The organism is Streptomyces cinerochromogenes (assembly GCF_014648635.1).
In the GTDB taxonomy this organism is placed as follows: domain Bacteria; phylum Actinomycetota; class Actinomycetes; order Streptomycetales; family Streptomycetaceae; genus Streptomyces; species Streptomyces cinerochromogenes.
Genome location: NZ_BMRM01000053.1, coordinates 1 through 2,119 on the forward strand (window position 1 = coordinate 1; position 2,119 = coordinate 2,119).

1 protein-coding gene is annotated in these 2,119 nt (G+C 68.0%); it reads right to left on the reverse strand.

From position 1 onward, the window contains the following. Window positions 1-1,882 (reverse strand): non-reducing end alpha-L-arabinofuranosidase family hydrolase (locus IEZ20_RS39375; protein WP_189307955.1); only part of this gene is annotated, 1,882 nt, incomplete at its 3' end. Between the last annotated feature and the right edge of the window lie 237 nt (window positions 1,883-2,119).

Below are 2,119 nucleotides of genomic sequence, written 5' to 3' on the forward strand. Positions count from 1 at the left end.
GCTGCGGAGCGGACCAGCCGTTGGGGTTGGTGGGGTCGCTCGACGTGCGGTAGACGAACGGCCACCCACCCCACTGGTTCGCCAGCACCCAGATCTTCTTGGGCGCGAAGTAGAACAGCGTGGGCGCCACCGCTTTCTGGTTCATGCCGGTCTGGCCGGCCGACGCCATGTCCGACCAGTTCGTGAAGGGCTTGAACATCATCGAGCCGTACGACGAGCCCGACACGTTGGACGCGTAGACCAGGTGCTTGCCGTTGTACGTCACGGTGGTGAAGTCCTTCACCGCGTCCCATCCGTTCGCCGGCTGCGCCAGCGCACCCGTCGACGTCCACCGGTAGGTCGAGGGAAGAGCACAGGTGTTGCTCTTCGGCGCCGCGGTCGGCTTGAAGTTCCAGTGCTGGTTGGCGCCGCCGCCGTTGGTGTCCCCGATCTGGACGGGAGTGCCGTTGGCGGTCCGACCGCCGGGAATCTCCAGTGCCCGTCCGCTGGCGACGTTGGTCAGCGTGTAGGAGCCGTCGCTGTTCCGGGCGGCCCGCCAGTGCTGGTTGGCGCCGCCGTTGGAGTCCCAGACCTGCGTCCTCGTCCCGTTGCCCGTCTGGTTGGCCGGCTCGTCCAGTACCCGGCCGCTGGCGACGTTGGTCAGCGTGTAGGAGCCGTCGCTGTTGCGGCCGGCACGCCACTGCTGGTTGGAGGCACCGCCGGCGTCCCACACCTGGAGCGGGGTGCCGTTGCCGTTGTATCCCGCGGGCTCGTCGAGAACGCGTCCGGCGGCCACGTCGGAGAGCGTGTAGACCGCGCCGGAGGTGATGCCGCCTGTGTCCGGCGTGCCGCCGCCGGCGCTGCCCAGGGCGGTGAGCACCGCGCTGTAGGCGGGCTTCTTGTTGCCGCTCGCGTCGAACAGCAGCGGGTCCTCACCGGTGCGCCAGGAGTCGCTGTCGCGGATGCCCCACACCGTGATGCCCGTGCAGCGAGCGACGTTGAGACAGTCCTGCACGGTGTCGGCGTACGCGGTGGCGGACGCCCGGGCGATGTCCAGTTCGGTGATCTGGACGTCCACGCCGAGCGCGGCGAACTTGGACAGAGTGGTCTGGAAGCTGGCCGGCGGGCCGCCGGCGCCGAAGTGGCTCTGGAAACCGACGCAGTCGATGGGCACACCGCGGGACTTGAAGTCCTTGACCATCGCGTAGACGCCCTGCGTCTTGGCGTCGGTCCAGTTCTCGATGTTGTAGTCGTTGTAGCAGAGCTTGGCGGAGGGGTCGGCGTTCCGGGCCGTGCGGAAGGCTTCCTCGATGAAGCCGTTGCCCAGCACGTCCTGGAAGACCGAGCTGCGGTGCCGGCCGCTGCCGCCGTCGGCGAACGCCTCGTTGACCACGTCCCAGGCGTAGATCTTGCCCTTGTAGTGGGTCATCTCGGTGGTGATGTGCTTGTCCATCACACTGCGCAGGGTGTTGGCGTCGGTGATGGACTTGACCCAGCCGGGCAGTTGGGAGTGCCACACCAGGGTGTGGCCGCGCATCCGCTGCCCGTGCCCGGTGGCGTGGCCGACGATCCGGTCGGCCGGGCCGAAGTCGAAGCTGCCGCGGGAGGGTTCGGTGGCGTCCCACTTCATCTCGTTCTCCGGGGTGATCATGTTGAACTCCCGGTCGAGAATCGTGGAATACGTCGAGTCACCGAGCCTGCCCGAGGACACCGCCGTGCCGAAGTAGCGGCTGCTGTCGGCCGCCGCGGTGGCCAGGGTCGGTGTGCGGGCCTCCGGCGTGCGTGCGGCCAGCGCGACCAGCGGTACGGAGGCACCCGCCGCGGCGAGGACGACGGCGGCGGCGAGCACACGGCGGGTTGCCGGACGGCGACGATGAGAGCGGTTCTGATCTGACAACGGCATGTCCTTCTGGCACTGCGGGCCGTGATCCGGCCCCGGTTACCCGCCAGTTGCCGCCGCGCACACAAAGGTTGCCGCGGTCGAGGGAAGAATTTTCACGGCCGCCGTCACCATCCCACTGATCCCGCGCCCGGAGAAACACATACAAAAAGGGCCCACACCTTTTCGGTGTGGGCCCTCTTTCAAAATTTGTTCGGCGGCGTCCTACTCTCCCACAGGGTCCCCCCTGCAGTACCATCG